Annotated in this window: 10 protein-coding genes; 4 read left to right on the top strand and 6 right to left on the bottom strand. The window is 42.0% G+C overall.

Annotation, left to right across the window (positions count from 1 at the left end; all coding sequences use genetic code 11):
- Window positions 1-37: 37 nt before the first annotated feature.
- The 3 genes from AACT52_RS00610 to AACT52_RS00600 all read right to left on the bottom strand — a co-directional run bounded on the left by AACT52_RS00610 (window position 38) and on the right by AACT52_RS00600 (window position 7,666).
- A complete protein-coding gene (locus AACT52_RS00610) occupies window positions 38-1,924 on the bottom strand; it encodes a hypothetical protein (RefSeq protein WP_073626229.1) in 1,887 nt (628 codons plus the stop codon).
- The gene (locus AACT52_RS00605) at window positions 1,902-6,401 is read right to left on the bottom strand and encodes a translation initiation factor IF-2 N-terminal domain-containing protein (protein WP_073626227.1); all 4,500 of its coding nucleotides are present in this window, start codon (window positions 6,399-6,401) and stop codon (window positions 1,902-1,904) included. The genes AACT52_RS00610 and AACT52_RS00605 overlap by 23 nt, the downstream gene beginning before the upstream one ends.
- Before the next feature lie 347 nt (window positions 6,402-6,748).
- The gene (locus AACT52_RS00600; RefSeq protein ID WP_073626225.1) at window positions 6,749-7,666 is read right to left on the bottom strand and encodes a histone deacetylase family protein; all 918 of its coding nucleotides are present in this window, start codon (window positions 7,664-7,666) and stop codon (window positions 6,749-6,751) included.
- Window positions 7,667-7,969: 303 nt separating this feature from the next.
- On the opposite strand from AACT52_RS00600, the gene AACT52_RS00595 reads away from it, so the two are divergent.
- The gene (locus AACT52_RS00595) at window positions 7,970-9,010 is read left to right on the top strand and encodes a mechanosensitive ion channel family protein (RefSeq protein ID WP_073626223.1); all 1,041 of its coding nucleotides are present in this window, start codon (window positions 7,970-7,972) and stop codon (window positions 9,008-9,010) included.
- Between the two features lie 348 nt (window positions 9,011-9,358).
- On the opposite strand, the gene AACT52_RS00590 is transcribed toward AACT52_RS00595, so the two are convergent.
- Complete coding sequence (locus tag AACT52_RS00590; RefSeq protein WP_233153751.1) at window positions 9,359-9,676, bottom strand: Uma2 family endonuclease; 318 nt, start codon at window positions 9,674-9,676, stop codon at window positions 9,359-9,361.
- A 157-nt stretch (window positions 9,677-9,833) separates the two neighbouring features.
- Window positions 9,834-10,919, bottom strand: coding sequence for an RNA-guided endonuclease InsQ/TnpB family protein (locus tag AACT52_RS00585; RefSeq protein ID WP_073626399.1), 1,086 nt, complete (start codon window positions 10,917-10,919; stop codon window positions 9,834-9,836).
- Window positions 10,920-11,323: 404 nt separating this feature from the next.
- Between AACT52_RS00585 and AACT52_RS00580 the strand changes: the two genes are divergently transcribed.
- Together AACT52_RS00580 and AACT52_RS00575 are read left to right on the top strand one after the other, a co-directional pair.
- The gene (locus AACT52_RS00580) at window positions 11,324-12,214 is read left to right on the top strand and encodes an alpha/beta fold hydrolase (RefSeq protein ID WP_073626221.1); all 891 of its coding nucleotides are present in this window, start codon (window positions 11,324-11,326) and stop codon (window positions 12,212-12,214) included.
- A 74-nt stretch (window positions 12,215-12,288) separates the two neighbouring features.
- The gene (locus AACT52_RS00575) at window positions 12,289-12,912 is read left to right on the top strand and encodes a restriction endonuclease subunit R (RefSeq protein WP_073626219.1); all 624 of its coding nucleotides are present in this window, start codon (window positions 12,289-12,291) and stop codon (window positions 12,910-12,912) included.
- A gap of 9 nt (window positions 12,913-12,921) precedes the next feature.
- Here the strand turns inward: AACT52_RS00575 and AACT52_RS00570 are convergent, their stop codons facing one another.
- Window positions 12,922-13,629: a Uma2 family endonuclease gene (locus tag AACT52_RS00570; protein WP_096549386.1), complete on the bottom strand. Its 708-nt coding sequence runs from the start codon at window positions 13,627-13,629 to the stop codon at window positions 12,922-12,924.
- A 246-nt stretch (window positions 13,630-13,875) separates the two neighbouring features.
- On the opposite strand from AACT52_RS00570, the gene uvrA reads away from it, so the two are divergent.
- Window positions 13,876-16,782 carry an excinuclease ABC subunit UvrA gene (gene uvrA, locus AACT52_RS00565; RefSeq protein WP_073626215.1) on the top strand — a complete coding sequence of 969 codons (2,907 nt, stop codon included), beginning with the start codon at window positions 13,876-13,878 and terminating at the stop codon, window positions 16,780-16,782.
- Window positions 16,783-16,794: the final 12 nt, after the last annotated feature.

Genomic DNA, 16,794 nt, shown 5'->3' with positions numbered 1-16,794 from the left:
ATGCCCAGTCCACAAGAATTTGAAAAAATTTAGCTTATTAAGGGATTTTTCCTCTGCGCTTTTGAGGCTGTTTTGGCATATTTTGAGATGGAGTCTGTGCTGCTATAAATAGCTCAGGCGTGTTGAGAGTTGGTTGGGCAATGGCGAGACGCAGAAACTGTACCCACACTTCATCACTGAGTAAGTTTAAAGCTTGCTGAGGATTGTTAGTGGCGATCGCGCCCATAACTCTACGCCATCCTTGCCGTAATGATTCAATAAAAGCCGCTTCTGTGGATACCTCATCCAGCAAAGAAAGTGCAGTTCTAAAACTTGCTGAATCAGCTGATAGCTTTTGCGATTTTAGCCCGTGACATACGACATTCAGCCACACCGGAATAAGTTCTAGCCAGTTATTTTGCTGTATGGTTGTGAGTGCCATTTCTTCCATACCCAGCGCACCCCACACACACAAAGGCTGTACAGCTAGTTGAGTATCGCGATTTTGTATAGCATGTTCCCACAATTTTCCAGCATGGTTTTTGAAGCGATTGGCGAGAAATTCATAAGCTTCTTGGACTTGATGAGGAATTGTGACTTTATAAACCGATTCGCCTCGTGGTAAATAATCGCCGCCATAAGACAGCCAATTATGAACTCCACAAAGATGAATTTTCCCATCAACTATGACTTCTTTGACATGGGAATTTCCTAACCAAAAAACCTGTATAGCTGGCAAGCCATCAGGCGTTTTCAGTCCTCGAAGTTTTTCCTCCACTTGTGCTGGTATTGGTTTTTCTTCATCTTCTTGTTGCTGGGCAATTCCATGTCCAATCAAAATCCAAACTCCACGATTCACCAATTTTTGCAGCGAGTGAAGAAATTCTTCGTCTACAATTGCCTGATTTACCCAAGGAGAATAAATAAGAATCTGATGCTGTGCCGAATTTAAAACTTCTGAGAAAGCTTGAGGAATTTGCCCATCGCGTAACTGTACAACTGTACGTGACAAGTTGATTTTTTTTTGTTCTGCACTCGCAAGTCTTGCAGTTTCCAGCGCCTTTTGCTGAATCTTTTCCAGTCTGGCTTCAATTTCTGTGTTTTTCTGATTCAAAGTTGCTTTGCGCTCAAAAGTGATTGTTTCGTCTAACAATTCGCACAATGCTTGCAAAGAGACTTTCCCTTCAGCTTGGAGTGATTCCAGCCAGTTTGGTTCCGACTTTAAAATTTGCTTTCCCTTTCTAAGTTGGATGTTCAACTTCTCTTCAAGTGCATCAAAGACAAGGAAAAGCGATATAGTTTCCCATTTTTTTTTGGTGGGAGCTATTACCTTACAGGAAATGACGATTTTTCCATCTTCTGGTACATGAAGTGCTAAACCTGAAGCCTGAATACTTTGTTGTAATTCTTCAAGCGATAAGGAAGAAATATCAGTAATTGTATTATCAATGGTGACAAAGTCTGCCAAATTAGGCAAAATCACCAGTGCATCATTAAATGGTTCAGAGGCAAAGGTAAGCTTTTCGCCCAAGGGATCTACAACAGCATAAATTTTTTCAGAGTATGGGGGCTGTGGTACAGTTCCTTTCTCATAGAATAAACGCCCTTCAGGAGTGACTGTAATTGGTGATCTCACTTCGAGAGTTTGTAACTTCTGAAGAGTCGCAATAGTACTTCGGACGAATACAGGATCAAGCCCCAGTATAGATGCTAATTCATCTGCTGTTGGCGGAGAGTCCAATTCAACACCAGCCCGGATTATAAACTCTTCAAGTACATTGAACTGGCGGGATTCCCTGATAGTAACTTCTACATGAGTTTGACACAAACTATAGCGGAATTGACGCGCTGCTAAAACCGATAAACCAGGGCTTTGTGCTTCAATTTCATTTACCAAATCTCTGAGATTATTATCAATAGGTTTAGCAGAAGACGCGAGAAACATCAACTAAACCTCCATGACGATGTACAATGTTGGAAACCTCTGAATACATACTTCCGATTTTGCCTGTTTGACGGGTAAATAAATCGTGACATCCCACAATTATTAGTAGTTCTTGCGCGCGGGAAAAAGCAACGTTCACCCTTTCTGACTTCTTGGCAAAACCCACATCTCCCTTACTATTGTTACGAACCATACTAACAATTACAACAGGTCTTTCCATACCTTGAAATCGGTCAACTGTTCCAGTACGAATTTGTAAAGAAGGATAAAGTTCCGATTGAAGGCGCTCATCAATTTTTCTGAGTTGAGCGCCATAAAATGTAATTACGGCGATTTCTTTTTTAGGTTCACCATTAGCAACTCTAGTAGCCCAAGCACTCTCCATCTGCTGACAAAGACGTTCAATAGCATCAATTTCTTGAAGATTAAAGAATGAAGTTCCTTCACGTTGCTCTTGAAACTCATTTTCTGCTGGCATTTTTACCCAGACAATATGGTGGTCTTTTTGAATGATTTTACCTGCCAAATTATGTGCGCGTTTCGTGTCAGGTTGTAAAATTCCACATTCTAGTTTACCGTCATAAAACTGATTGATTGCCCCCATGATAAAGGGGTGCATTCGATACTGTGTAGTGAGCATCTGTTTGATGCTTTCATCAGCAGCTTCAAACTGACTTTTGAAAAGTGATTCTTCTAAGAATTGCAGTTCTTCTCGTGTACTACTAATTTCTTGAGCAACTTCTTCTAAAGTGCTAGTATCAAGCATGGGTGGTAATTGTCGATGGTCGCCAACCATGACTAACTTTTTGCCTTTCAAAGCTGGGATGAGTAATTCTGGTGGAGTACACTTACTCACCTCATCAATGATGACGACATCAAAGTTTTTGAATTCTTCAGAAAATTCTCGATTTGCTGCTTGAACACAGGTGATACCGACGACGTTGGCGTTATCTAGATAAATTCGCCTCAAATCGTTGCGATCGCCCTCTGAGGGGTTGCGTAATTTTTCAATCCAATCTTGGACAAACTTCTGATATCTATTGAGATAAGTTTCTTCATTTTGGAGTTGCTTTTGCCAATATTCAAACTGGCTTTTTACGGTGCGTAAATAGTTTATATTAAACAAGTCTGTAGCAGGAATTTCAAGCTTAAATTTATCAGGTATTGCTTGCCATGCTATCTGCCACCAGTTTCGCTCTGATTTTAAATTTTCTGATAGCTGTGGTTGTATTTTTTGCTGTGATTCACGTAGTTTTATTTCTAATTCTTCAAGTAGCTGTAGAGAAATTGTGTTTTCTTCTTTTAGCCGTGAGAGATGCTTATGCAGAGATTTTTTGATAATTTCCAGTACAGCAAAAGGTTCTAATGATGAAATTAAGGTTTCAAGCTGATTTATGCAATTTGCCCAAGAATGCACTTGCTTAGAGAATTCTTGGGGCTGTTCCCAAATATTTGATTGCTTGGCAAGATATTGTTCCGCTAGAATGCGTAATTGAGCGGGTAAGTTGTGCTGTTGGGTAAGTTCTTGCAGAATACTGATAACTCGTGCAAGTTTCAAACTACCATCTTGTCTTACTCTTTCTACCTGAGATTGATTGGCAGATATTTGCTCTTGGGTAATTCCATTTTTTTGAAGTTCCTTAAGTTGTTTTTGTAAACTTTGAAGCTGTTGTTCGGTTTCGGTTTTGACTTGTAAAACGCATTGACGTGCATTTTTCAGGATGCTATCGAGTAATTCTTGTGTAATCCGCGTGAGAGTAGACTCAATGTTATTCAAGTCCCATGATGCACCATACTTCTGTTGCATTCTCATCAGAAAAAACTGTGTATTTTCAACCAGCAATTTTCGCTGACTAGGTTTGAGTTGTTGATAGTTATTAAACTGTTGGTAAATTTCTTGCCATTGGGTACAATCGCTTGTTGACAGCACCATTGGAGTTTTGCTGAAACTTTGCTGTAAAAAATAACTAAAATTATACTGTTTACCTCGTCGGTCAATAAAACCGCCGTCTATTTCATAGGCGATCGCCTTTGCTAATAACTCCCACTCTGGTAGCTTAAGTGTGTAACCTTTCGGCACAATTTCTAATTTGAATGTCTTAGCAAACATCAACAAACCTAGTGGTAAGTCCGCTAAATTCTCTGTTAATGGTTGCCCAGATTTGTGACAATCATTTAATACATGATACAGAAGAGAATATGCTGTAGACTTCCATTCCTTAACTGCTGTGATAATATAATCTATTTCCCGTTTGCGGTTTTCCCAACTCCGAATTGTTTGTTGTAAGTTTTGCTGCTTGGTAAGAAATTGCTGATAATCTGTTTGTAGCTGATTTAAATAAGTAGAATTCTGTCTAAATACCTGCACCGACGCCGCAACCTCCGACATGGCTACAGTTGCCTCTTGAGCAGAACTTAATGCTGTTTTAAATTCAGATACATCTGCTACAGTTTCACGCAACCAAACCGCCAAGCCAAATGCGCCACGTTGAGGGCGAACAAAACCAAGTTCATCAGTATATTTGATGGCTGTACGAACATCTGCCAAAAAGTTTTCTACTGTACTGTTACCTTCTGTGTAGGGTTTAAGAAGTGGCAAAAAATCTGTTACTTCTGGGTCTTCCCAGTTTACGTTCGGTGCAGCGTTTAGCAGTTCCTCCAACCTTGCTATTAGGAATTCAACCTCATTTTTCTGTGCTTCAGTTTTCTTGTAGGCTGTTTCTTGATTTTTACAGTTTGCCTCTAAGCTTGCTTTGGTATTGTTGAATTCATTTTGTGTCTGATAAAATTCTTCTTCTGCTTTTACGTATGCTGTGAATCGTTGTGATGATGTCAACAATTGACGCAAAATCTTTACATTTTCAAGGCGTTGGGTGAGATTGTTTTCGCAATCAGTCGCGGTATTTTGTAGCCATGTGCCAATCACTTGGTCTTCTAAAAATGGCTGTCCTTCTTCCCCAACTTTCTCGGCTCGTCCCTTTCGTACAGCCCGAATCACTGGATTGTGAACTAATCGACTCAGGGCATTATCAACTGCTAAATTTGCTTGAGAGGCAATGAGAGTGCGTTCACCCCGAAGAGCAACTTGATAGCAAATCTCCGCAATCACAGTCGTTTTACCTGTCCCTGGCGGACCTTGAATCAGAACAAGATCCTCGGCTGCAAGTACCGTTTCCACTGCTGCTTTCTGACCAGGATTAGCGGAAGATAATAACATATCTTCTGGTCGAAGTTGAACAGTTTTTTGAATCGGTCTTGCTTGGGAAGCATCGAATAAGAAGTTACCCAAGTAGGGATTTTGGGTGTAACCATTATTCAAGTCGTCTAAAGCTTTTTTCTTGCGCTGAATTTGTTTGATGTCACCAACTGCCTCGAAACACAAGAATCCGGTGACTGGCAGCTGATAACGCCCTGCTGCCATGTATTCAGCTAAGTCGCGTTCTAGCCTTATATGTATGATGCAACGGTTGGAGTCAACTTCTTCAACAGACCCGAGTTGGCGGCTGTTCTGCCAGTTTTTTCCTGTGGGTGCAGTCTCGAAAAGTTTTAGTTCTTCGTTTCTTGCCCGTTTTGCCCGTTCCCAGAAGTTTTTCACACCCAAAGAATTTTCAGGAGAACCGTCAAGGGTGGCTGAGGCTACATCAATTTCAAAACTGATCCGCCTTCTGGAGCTATAATTATGAGCCAAGTAAGGCACACAAAACTGACGTGCCTTAGCAATGTTTTCCTCAATCTGCAAAAACGCTTTCCAAGCTTTAAGCTGATCTTCTGTCGGTACATGGTCACCACAGACTGGCGTGGCTGCCATGCGTGCCAATGCCGTTGACGGAATGCCGAGATGATGTTCGTGGTCGGGTAGCAAACACAAGCGACAAGGGACACCATAGCCATCAGCGTGTCCCCGTGAGAGTTGTAGGAACTGAACCGACAGTATCTTTAAACCACCGTATCCATTTTGTTGTACAGCTGCTATGAATCCTAACGTTTTTCCTAGCTTCTTAAGTTTTATGGGTAATTGAACATCCGAGTCTGTTGCGATTGTCAACTCCCAAATTTCTTGTTTTGGCTCTTTTCCAGCCCCCTTGCGACGAACATAAAACAGGCAAGGCTTTCGACCGACACATTCAAACATTAACTCGTTGGCACGCTCTCGCCGCTCCCGAAATTCGGGATATGATTCAAGGGCAGCATCACCTTCAAGATTGCGGATCAATCGATCAATTGTCGAACCTACTAATACATAGCCCCAATTTTCGGAGTTTGTTTTAATATTTAAGGAATTTGTTTGGGAAGAGGTGGCAACGTTAGCAACTCGTTTCTTTGTCGCTTTACGAATGCGTTCTGCCTCGAATTCAGAAATTGTGCTGCTCTGACTTTTAGCTGCAATGTTGAGTTGGTCGCAAATTGCTAATAGCTTTTTGTTGTCCAACTTCAATTCCTTTGATAGTTCGTAAATTCTGACTTTGCCGTTGTTCATCCACTCTTGCCCTTGCCCACATTTTCCAAGTTTAGTTTTACTTATACCAATTCTCTGTAAACTTGCACTTAATACTTACTCTTTCACTCAGCCGCGTGCTTGGCGACGCCAGTCGCCTAGGTCGGGAAACCCTCCTGCAGCGCTGGCTCGTCTTGGCGGTTCGTTTAATAAATATTAAGTACATTTTCATGGAGAATTGGTATTAATAGACTTCTTACAAAAATAGGATTTATGAATTTTTGAACCACAGATGGACACAGATGGACACAGATAAATATCGGTGCTCATCGGTGTCCATCTGTGGTTTCATCTCAAAAACATTGATTGTATGCAAGAGTTCTACTATATCAAAGTCTGTATTGCTGATAAACTTGACTGGCAGCGCGATGCACCAAGGAGTGACGATAAACAAGGGATTTCATATCATCAGCATAACCGCCGCCAATAACGCAAGCGACAGGGTATCCGCCGGCAACACAGGTACTCAAAACCTGCATTTCCCGACGGAAGATGCCTGTATCGGTTAGGGCTAATTTTCCCAGGCGATCGCCTATGTGTGGATCAACACCAGCATCGTAGAAAATGAAATCTGGCTTGACATCCGAAAGCAAATCTGGTAAAAATTTTGCCAAAGTTTGCAGATAGGCGTCATCTTCCATTCCTACAGCCAGGGGAACATCCAAATCGCTTTGTTGCTTTGTGCCAGGAAAATTAACTTCGCAGTGCATCGAGAAAGTGAAAACACTATCATCCTCTTGGAAGATGAAAGCAGTGCCATCGCCTTGATGCACGTCCAAGTCCACAATCAGAATTTTTTGGACAAGTCCGAGTTTTTGTAAGACGCGGGAGGCGATCGCCAAATCGTTGAAAATACAAAAACCAGATCCATAACTGGGAAAAGCATGATGAGTACCGCCTGCAGTATTGCAAGCCAAACCCTGCTTTAGTGCGAGTTGCGCGGTAAGAATAGTACCACCTACTGCTACACACGTACGGTTCACCAGTGCTGAACTCCAGGGTAATCCAATGCGCCGCTGTGCTTTGGCATCGAGAGTACCCTGACAGTAAGCTTGAACGTACTCTGGGGTGTGAACTAACTCTATCAACTCTTGTGGTGGGCGTGTAGGCGTGTGAAATTGTTCTTTTTGCGCTACGTTATCTGCTAGGAGCAGTTCGTAGAGTTGCCTAAATTTTGGCATCGGGAAGCGATGACCTTCGGGTAGTGGGGCAACATAATTGGGGTGGTAAATAATTGGCAAGTTCATGTTATTTATTTTGAACCGCCAAGACCCTAAGTACGCCAAAAGATATTTTCTCGTTGGTACTCTTTGCGAATTTGGGAACAAGTAAGTAGTTTTTTACGTCGAATCCCGAGTTTAACCGACACAGATTCACGCAAGTTTTGTTGAAACACAAAACCAAACAAGGGACAATAGCAAATAAGCCGAGAGCGCTTTTCACGGAATTATCGAATCACTTCTAGCTGCGATTCTGGTATCTTTTGCTGTGGGATATTATACTAGAAATTCCTTCAATCTCAAATCCAAAGTCTAAAATCAAAAATTTTTATGATGCATTGGATTTTGCCAATTCTGTTTATCTTGGCTGGTTTTCTTGGTGGAATTATCAGCGAACAAATTATCTTTACAAGACTGAGAAAATTTGTTGCTAGCAGACAAATTCGCGGAAGTGAAATTATATTTCGCTCCTTGAATCGTATGCCCTTCTTTTGGTGCGTGCTTGGTGGGTTTTATGCTGCACTGATGAGTTACCGCCCTGATCCGGATGTTACAGAACTACTGAAAAAGATTATTACAAGCGCTTTTTTATATACAGTCACTGTAGTTTTTGCCAGACTGACTGCTGGGTTTGTAAATTTATTTTTTCGCAGAACTAATGGTCTTTCAGCATCACTGCTTTCTAATGGAGCCAAAACTGCCGTTTTAGTTTTGGGAACATTAATTATATTGCAGACGTTAGGGTTTGAAATTACACCAATACTGACAACGTTGGGTGTTGGTGGTATAGCAGTTGGTTTAGCACTTCAAGATACACTAGCTAATTTATTTTCTGGTTTTTATTTAATTATTTCTAAGCAAGTCAGAACAGGAGATTACGTTAAACTAGCTGATGGAAATCATGAGGGTTACGTTACAGATATAACATGGCGCAATACGACTATAAAAGAGCTTTCCAATAACGTGATAATAGTACCAAATTCTAAGCTAGCTTCCGCTATTTTCACGAACTATCATCTACCAGTTAAAGAAATCACATTAACGATGAATGTAGGAGTTGGCTATGATAGCGACCTTGATCAAGTCGAAAGAGTGACTGTAAAGGTTGCTAAAGAGGTGATGCAGGAAATTGCTCCTGAATTAATAGCAAATGAACCTTATATAAGATTTAATGAATTTGCTGATTTTAGTATAAATTTTACGCTTTATATGCGAGTCAATGAATTTTTTGACCAACGTATGGCTAAACATTTATTTATTAAGAAATTGCACAAACGTTATCAGAAAGAAGGAATTAAAATCCCCTTCCCAATTAGAGATATTTATGTGCAAGGTGATGGAAGTACAAATGGAGCGATGACGCTGGAATAATTAAGTTGTGACCGAAGAAAGAACTTAGGACTCAGAACTCAGTAGTCAGCTTGGAGGAATAAGTAAAAGGATGCAAGCCCCCAACTCCTTTATGGAAAGAAGAAAAAGAATTGTTTTAAGACACGTAGTGCGATGAAACAAGGCGTCCTTATTTAAATCCCCTAAATTTATTTATAGGGATGTATTCTGAGTTCTGCATTCTGATAACTGAGTTCTTCTTAAGCATTAAAATACATTCTGTTTTTAACTATCACCACCTCTAGCAAATACCTCAAGTTCTTCTAGAGTCTGAGTGACACCAACCTATGACGGCACGTTGCATAAACCGTGGAATAATCTTAATAACTTCTACATTAGGGAATGTAGGACTGGTCTGGAACTCAACATACTTGCCTTCTCGCAGTACATTAACGTCGAACCAAGGGGTTCCCATGCTCGTTTCTGGACTTTTAACAGGGTTTTTACGAAATCTGCAAGTAAGACTTTTGACCGTTCATGCTCTGGTAATGGAGCCATGATTTCTAAAATTCCATTGGCATAAGCAATTCGAGATGACCGCTTTTGTCCTAACTCAACGAGAATTTCTTCAAATCTTTCCCAAGAAACAGGCTGTAAGGTAACTTTTTGACCAGGTTCTAACCGAAGTCTAATGTCCGTGATTCGCATATGAATTTTCCGTTACATAAATCCTACCCAAAGCTACCCATAATTAGACCTTTCTAGACAAAGATAACTTGTACTAATTATTTCCACTTTGGGTTTCGTTTACTTCCTGCTTCAACCTGGAGATGTCGGCATCAACCAGTCCACAGGCTATCACTGCCTAACTGACAGCTTTTGACAAATTAATCGCTGCGTTCAAATCGCGATCAATGACAAATCCACAATCACCACATTCAAACACTCGCTCATTTAAAGTGAGTGTTTCTTTCTTTGTTCCGCAGTTTGAACAAGTTTTAGAACTGGGAAACCATCGATCAACTACAATAAGCTTGGAGCCATACAATTGACACTTATAAGTCAACTGACGCCGAAACTCATAAAATCCCATGTCAGCAATTGCCCTTGCTAGCTTATGATTAGCCATCATGCCCGATACATTCAAGTCTTCTATCACTACCGTGCCGTGGTTCTTGGCAAGTAGTGTTGTTAGTTTGTGTAACGTGTCTTTTCGGATGTTGGCTATCTTCATGTGCAGCCTAGCTACTGCTATCTGTGCTTTCTTCCAATTAGTTGAACCGATAATTTTATGGCGATTCAACCATTGCATTCTGGATAACTTAGCTTCATATTTCTTATAAGACTTCGCTCCTGCAATCACCTCACCAGTAGATAATGTAGCAAGATTTTTAACACCAAGATCAACGCCTACAACATTTGTCTGCTCTAAGTTTTGAGTTTCTACATCAAATCTGAAACTGATAAACCATTTATCGGCTTGACGGCTAATTGTTGCAGACTTGGTCAATACTTGTGGGAGTCGTTCATAAGTTTTGAGAACACCAATTACAGGTACTTGAATTTTGTTATTACCTAGAATTTTGACAGTACCTTCAAGTGTGAAAGAATCACGCTTGCCTTTCTTTTTAAACTTTGGAACACCAGCAGTTTTGTTAAAACAACGTTTCCAAGCCTCACGCAAAGCCATTAAAGCTTGTTGTGGTGTAGATTTGCTGCATTCATAATACCATTCGTTTTCAGATTTCACTAACGCTACTAACCACTTATGTAGGTCGATAGCAGTAGGAAATTTGATTTTAGAATCGGGTAAGGCATTGTTGTGGTCAAGAATTTGTTTGGTCAGTCCTAGTCCCCAATTCCAAGCATGGCGTGCTATACCACAATGCTTCATCAATGCTGTGCGTTGCGCCTTATTGAGTATTAGCTCTGTTTTGAATCCAAGTAGCAAGGCAACTCCTTTATCCATTCTCTAAATGCTTGAGACATATTCCAGCCTTGTTTGTCTGCGTACGCTTGAAGCTTGTCTAATTCTTGCTGAGTAAGCAAAACCTTAAACCATCTATTTCGTTTAGGCATTTTATTATTTCACTCAATCGTCTGCTCATGGTCAAATTTAGACCATGTATCAAGTAGTAAAAACCGAATAAAAATATAAAGCTACCCAAAATTGAGTAGCTATGGGTAGCTTTGTCTAGAAATTAAGTTACAGTTTCTTTCCCTTCCTTGGGAGAAAGCGTCTTAGGGCAGAAACCTTAACCCGACTGGGACTGGTTCAACAATAGCATTTTGTGCCTAATTCTCTGAAATTAGAGAAAATGACTATATGAGGACACACTTTAAAAATCTTAATCAATGACTGTAAGTATCCAGCAGCAAACAACGGCTACCTTTGAAAAACTCTTTTGGACTTGGCAGGGTTACAAAATTCAGTACACCGTTATGGGTACTGGACGCCCCCTAGTACTAGTTCATGGCTTTGGGGCTTCGATTGGACATTGGCGGAAAAATATCCCCGTTTTAGCAGCCGCTGGCTATCAAGTCTTTGCTGTTGACCTTTTGGGGTTTGGTGGTTCCGATAAGCCACCGTTAAATTACACAGTCGAAGTGTGGGTGGAACTGCTCAAGGATTTTTGTGCATCACACATTCAAGAGCCTGCGATATTTATAGGTAACTCTATCGGCGGACTTCTAAGCTTAATGGTGGTGGCGGAACATCCGGAAGTAGCCGCAGCTGGTGTTTTGATTAACTGTGCAGGTGGGTTGAGTCATCGACCACAGGAACTGAACCCGCCGCTTCGTATCGCAATGGGAGCTTTTAACTCATTGGTGCGATCGCGCCTTGCAGGAGGATTCGTCTTTAACCGCGTCCGCCAAAAAGCCCAAATTCGCCGTACCCTATACCAGGTTTACCGCAACCGGGAAGCCGTCACCGATGAATTGGTAGATTTACTTTATGCTCCTTCTTGTGATCCAGGAGCGCAACAAGTTTTCGCCTCTATCCTCACTGCGCCTCCTGGTCCTTCTCCAGTGGAGCTTTTGCCTAAGGTGGAGCGCCCATTGCTGGTCGTTTGGGGTGCAGATGACCCTTGGACACCAATCTCCGGGGCGAAAATTTACGAAAAAGCGCGGGAAAATGGTAAGGATATCAAAATTGTGCCTATTCCGGGGGCTGGACATTGTCCCCACGATGAAGTGCCAGATGTTGTCAATCAACAAATTGTGGACTGGTTAGCATCTTTGTAAACTGAGTGAAAAACCCGGTTTTAAAAAATCGGGTTTCTTGACTACTACGTCTGTTGAAGTGAAATCATGAAGTTATGGTTCAAACTATACAAGCAAAAGATATTAATCTTGCCCAGTTAAGCGAAACATTTGGGCTGCAACGCACGGAGAACGAACAGTTTTTCCGAGACTGGCAGGATAATTTGCCTGAACTCAGTGACTCAGAAAAGCAAGTTCTCGATGAAGTCAAGCGTGAGTATTTTCATTTATCTCAATATGAAATTCTAGAGCCTGTCGTCAAGATGGTTGTGCTATCACCTCTACTGAAGCTGGCAGGTTTTTATCGTCCACCTTTTTACATTGCTGCTGAAAAGGGGATAGAAATTCTATCCGAAGATGAAGGCACAATTGTACGCGGTCTCATAGAGATTTTAGTATTTCATCCTCCGTTTTGGGTGATTACGATTGAAGCAAAACGGGCACAATACTCTCTAGAGGCAGCAATTCCTCAAGTTCTGGCATATATGCTTAGTTGTCCTGATTCTGGAAAACCCGTGTTTGGTTTTGTGACCAATGGTAGAGAATTCCAGTTTTTGAAATTGACCAAACAAGGTCAACCGAAATATGCTCTATCCTACACACTGTCTCTCAATCGTGCTGATGATTTATATATGGTTTTGAGAGCTTTAAAGCGCCTGGGTCAGACCGTCATTCAATGAAAACTAGGTTCAAATTTCTGGTTCTACTCCGAGCGATCGCAACTGCGCTGCCAATCGTTCTGCCCGTTGACGTTCCTTAGTTGCTAATTCCGAACCCCATAGCAAGAGTTCCCCGTGTTCATCCCACCAACGCAACCAATAGCCTGTTCGATTTTCTCGGCTTCCTTGCCATATACCTAAAAACAGGTTCATTTCCGCAATCCAGAGACGATTGTTTTCATCTGGTGTCTGAAGTTGATACTGCCCAGAATTATCTAGCCGATAAACTTCCAACACTCCCGTTTCTGGTTCAAAAATGGCGTAGTTGGGAACTTTTAAAACTTGCTCATAATAAAACCATTTGCCAGGTGGATAAGTTGGTTTACTGGAATACTCTCCACCTTCTGTATCCGAAAGAAATTCCATCACGATGACTGGAAAATCACCCTGGAGTTGTGGAGTATAACTACGCTTAACCTCTTCACGTGATACTTTAATAGAAGGTATAAATCCCCAATCGGGAGCTTTCACCACGATTTTGTTATTTAAAGTCGCACAGATGCCGTAGTTAGTTATGGTTAAGGCGTTGGCTGATAATCTGACCGCCAGTTCTAAGCTTTCTGTTAAAGCCGCAGCTAATAGTGGCTGATTAATGTTATCCACTGGCTCGTCATCTAAAACAAAATCATCTGGTAACTTTTCCCAGGTAATTTCATAAGTGGCTGCACTGGCTAGCATAGTAAAAATGCCTCTTCAATGCCATCGATAAATCTAGCGTAACAGTGAGTCATCGTTTGAGACTATTGTTCCTGCACTTCTTGCCCAGAGGCTTTGAGCTATCGGCTACAAGAGATAAGGGCAATTACACTACAAACAAGGGTGGAATCATCACCTATAACAGTACGATTGTTCTACTATGGTAAGGGCGACAATGATAATATTAAGAACTGTTTCGCCTCCGCCGCTTTCTCTCAGTTCACCCATATGTCAAATAGCCAGCAGATAGCCGCATCCTTAAATGGACATCTTCCACACCCTAACTCCAACAACCAAAATACAATCCGCATTCGAGGTGCAAGGCAGCATAATCTCAAGAATATTGATTTGGAACTGCCACGCGATCGCCTGATTGTCTTTACTGGTGTTTCTGGTTCTGGCAAATCTTCCCTAGCATTTGACACCATCTTCGCCGAAGGGCAACGCCGTTACGTGGAATCCCTCAGTGCTTATGCACGGCAATTCTTAGGACAGGTGGAAAAACCTGATGTGGAGGCGATAGAGGGTTTAAGCCCGGCGATTTCCATTGACCAAAAGTCTACCTCCCATAACCCCCGTTCCACCGTGGGGACGGTGACGGAGATTTACGATTATATGCGTCTGTTGTTTGGACGGGCGGGTGAACCTCATTGTCCGATATGCGATCGCTGTATTGCCCCTCAGACGATAGATCAGATGTGCGATCGCATTCTAGAACTTCCTGAACGTACCCGCTTTCAAATCCTCGCGCCTGTCGTCCGGGGTAAAAAAGGGACTCACAACAAGCTGTTATCAAGTTTAGCCTCTCAAGGTTTTGTCCGTGTCCGGGTGGATGGCGAGGTGCGAGAACTTTCTGACGCGATTGAGTTAGATAAAAATGTTACGCATACAATCGAAGTGGTGATTGACCGCCTCGTGAAAAAGGCTGGTATGCAGGAGCGTTTGGTCGATTCTCTTGCAACTTGCCTGAAACAATCTAGTGGAATTGCGGTGATTGAACTTATAAAAGATACAAAAGAAAAAGAATTACCCGCAGAATTAGTATTTTCCGAGAACTTTGCTTGTCCGGAACACGGGGCGGTTATGGAAGAATTATCGCCGCGTTTGTTTTCGTTTAATTCTCCTTATGGTGCTTGTCCTCACTGTCACGGGCTTGGAAGTTTAAGAAGGTTTTCGCCAGATTTGGTGGTTCCTGACCCGAAAGCGCCTGTGTATGCTGCTATTGCTCCTTGGTCGGATAAGGACAATTCTTATTATCTGGAATTATTGTACAAGCAGGGGCAAGAGTTTGGGTTTGAGTTGCAGACGCTGTGGAGTCAGTTGACTGAGGAGCAACGAGAGGTCATTTTATATGGAGAGGAACGAACCAAAGAGGCGCAGAAGAAGCAGAACTCAGGGTTTAAAGGGGTGCTGCCTATGTTGCAAAGGCAGTATGATGGTGGTTCGGAGTTAATTAAGCAAAAGTTAGAACAGTATTTGATTGACCAGCCGTGTCCAGTGTGCGAGGGGAAGCGCTTAAAACCGGAGGCGTTGGCGGTGCGGTTGGGACAGTACCGGATTTTAGATTTGAGTGGTGCTTCGATTCGAGAGTGTCGGGAGAGGATTGATAAGTTAGAGTTGAGCGATCGCCAGTTGCAAATAGGCGACTTGGTACTGAGAGAAATTAGAGCGCGATTGCAATTTCTGTTGGATGTAGGATTAGATTATCTAACACTTGATCGTCCGGCGATGACGCTTTCGGGTGGGGAAGCGCAACGAATTCGTCTAGCAACTCAAATTGGTTCTGGGTTGACTGGGGTTTTGTATGTCTTGGATGAACCAAGTATTGGTTTGCATCAACGAGATAATGGGCGGTTACTGCGAACTTTAACAAAATTGAGGGATTTGGGAAATACCTTAATTGTGGTAGAGCATGATGAAGAAACCATTCGTGCTGCTGACTACCTTGTTGATATTGGTCCTCATGCGGGTATTCATGGCGGAAATATTGTCGCCCAAGGTGATTTGCAAGCGTTGCTGAAAGCGGAAGAGTCGCTAACGGGTGCATATTTGTCAGGACGACGGGTGATTACAACTCCAGATGCACGTCGAGACGGAAATGGGCGAAGTTTAGTCATTAAAAATGCCCGCCGCAATAACTTAAGAAATGTAGATGTAGAAATACCTTTAGGTAAACTTGTCGCTGTCACTGGTGTTTCTGGTTCTGGTAAATCTACGCTAATTAACGAACTACTCTACCCCGCACTGCAACATCAGCTGACGCGCAAAGTTCCTTTTCCTAAAGACATAGATGCCATTGAGGGATTGGATAGTGTTGACAAAGCCATTGTCATTGACCAATCACCTATTGGTAGAACACCGCGTTCTAACCCAGCGACTTATACAGGTGTTTTTGATATTATTCGCGAAGTTTTTACAGCAACAATTGAAGCAAAAGCAAGGGGTTATAAAGCAGGGCAATTTTCCTTCAACGTCAAAGGTGGACGCTGCGAAGCTTGCAGTGGACAAGGTGTGAATGTCATTGAAATGAACTTTTTGCCAGATGTTTATGTCCAATGCGAAGTTTGCAAAGGTGCAAGATATAACCGCGAAACATTGCAGGTCAAGTACAAAGATAAGTCTATTTCTGATGTTCTGAATATGACTGTTGAGGAAGCTTTGGAGTTTTTTATAAATATTCCCAAAGCAGCGACGAAACTGCAAACTTTAGTTGATGTGGGGTTGGGATATATTCAACTTGGACAACCAGCAACAACCTTATCTGGTGGAGAAGCACAACGGATAAAATTAGCAACAGAATTATCACGTCGCGCTACAGGTAAGACACTTTATCTCATAGATGAACCCACGACAGGTTTATCTTTTTATGATGTCCACAAGTTGTTAGATGTCTTGCAACGTTTGGTGGATAAAGGGAATTCCATTTTAGTGATTGAACACAATTTAGATGTGATTCGTTGTGCTGATTGGCTGGTAGATTTGGGACCGGACGGCGGCGACAAAGGGGGAGAGGTTATTGCTGTAGGTACGCCAGAGGAGGTGGCGGAGAATCCTAGATCCTATACTGGGCAGTATATTAAGCAGGTGTTACAGCAGTATTCAGCAGCAAGGGTAGAGTCTGTGAGTGGAACTTGATGCATTGTAAAT

It is taken from the genome of Scytonema sp. HK-05 (genome assembly GCF_963872035.1).
Taxonomy (GTDB): domain Bacteria; phylum Cyanobacteriota; class Cyanobacteriia; order Cyanobacteriales; family Nostocaceae; genus Kalymmatonema.
Note: the sequence above shows the minus strand (reverse complement) of the source record. Positions and strands in the feature narration are given on the sequence as shown.

Bases quoted from the DNA above. Each gene is read 5' to 3' on its own strand.
- AACT52_RS00590 (WP_233153751.1), bottom strand. From the start codon at position 9,676: ATGCGAATCACGGACATTAGACTTCGGTTAGAACCTGGTCAAAAAGTT.
- AACT52_RS00595 (WP_073626223.1), top strand. From the start codon at position 7,970: ATGATGCATTGGATTTTGCCAATTCTGTTTATCTTGGCTGGTTTTCTT.
- AACT52_RS00580 (WP_073626221.1), top strand. From the start codon at position 11,324: ATGACTGTAAGTATCCAGCAGCAAACAACGGCTACCTTTGAAAAACTC.
- AACT52_RS00605 (WP_073626227.1), bottom strand. From the start codon at position 6,401: ATGAACAACGGCAAAGTCAGAATTTACGAACTATCAAAGGAATTGAAG.
- AACT52_RS00610 (WP_073626229.1), bottom strand. From the start codon at position 1,924: ATGTTTCTCGCGTCTTCTGCTAAACCTATTGATAATAATCTCAGAGAT.
- AACT52_RS00570 (WP_096549386.1), bottom strand. From the start codon at position 13,629: ATGCTAGCCAGTGCAGCCACTTATGAAATTACCTGGGAAAAGTTACCA.
- AACT52_RS00600 (WP_073626225.1), bottom strand. From the start codon at position 7,666: ATGAACTTGCCAATTATTTACCACCCCAATTATGTTGCCCCACTACCC.
- AACT52_RS00575 (WP_073626219.1), top strand. From the start codon at position 12,289: ATGGTTCAAACTATACAAGCAAAAGATATTAATCTTGCCCAGTTAAGC.
- uvrA (WP_073626215.1), top strand. From the start codon at position 13,876: ATGTCAAATAGCCAGCAGATAGCCGCATCCTTAAATGGACATCTTCCA.